The following is an 810-nucleotide window of genomic DNA, read 5'->3' as shown; positions in this document are numbered from 1 at the left end:
GATACCCGTACTATTCTTCAAATGCTTGCGGGGATGTTCGCCCTTTCGGTCTGGCGAGAAGTAATAGACCGCGCCCGGCGGCGCTTGCCCTGCCCATGGCCGCTGATCACGCACATACGTCCAAATGCGGCCCTGCTTGACGCCTTTTCCAAGCCCTTTGGATTTGGCGGAACGGTCGAGCACGCGGATTGGAGTATCGTCAGCATGCAGGATGTCACTGGCCATTATGTCGGCTTCAATGCGCTCGATCAGCGGTGTCAGGGTCCGCATCGCAGCCCCGCACCAATCGACCAGTGTAGTGTCCGGGATATCGGCGCCCATGCGCTCAAAAATCTCGTGCTGACGATAAAGCGGGACGTGGTCGTCGAACTTAGACGTGAGGATGTATGCCAGAAGGCCGGGTCCGGCCATAGAGCGCGGGATCGGGCGGCTCGGGGCTGGTTCCTGCACGATCTTTTCACAGCGGCGGCAGGACTTCTTGATCCGGGCGATCTCGATGACCTTCAGTTGGGCTGCGATCATGTCGATCAATTCACTCACATCCTCGCCCAAGACGCGCAGGTCACCGCCGCAATCAGGGCAGCTGTCGCCGGGGTCGAGTTCCCGGCGTTCGCGCGGGGCATCCTTCGAGATGCGCGGGCGGCGGCGCGGCAGTTTCTCTTCTGGGACGGCTTCGTTTGACGTGGTGATGTCATCCTCGACATCCGCGTCCGGCCCCGCCGCTCCATCGGCCTCGGCCATGGCGACCTGCAGGTCTTCGAGCGCCAGCTCCAACTGTTCGATCTCGCGCTCGATCTTCTCAGAGCTTTT

The 810-nt window shown here is 61.4% G+C and carries 1 protein-coding gene; it reads right to left on the bottom strand.

What is annotated here, in order from left to right; genetic code table 11:
* Positions 1–810 (bottom strand): IS66 family transposase (locus tag FGE21_RS19895; RefSeq protein WP_139665131.1); only part of this gene is annotated, 810 nt, incomplete at both ends.

The sequence above is a fragment of the Phaeobacter sp. B1627 genome, assembly GCF_006265095.1.
Lineage (GTDB): Bacteria > Pseudomonadota > Alphaproteobacteria > Rhodobacterales > Rhodobacteraceae > Epibacterium.
Note: the sequence above shows the minus strand (reverse complement) of the source record. Positions and strands in the feature narration are given on the sequence as shown.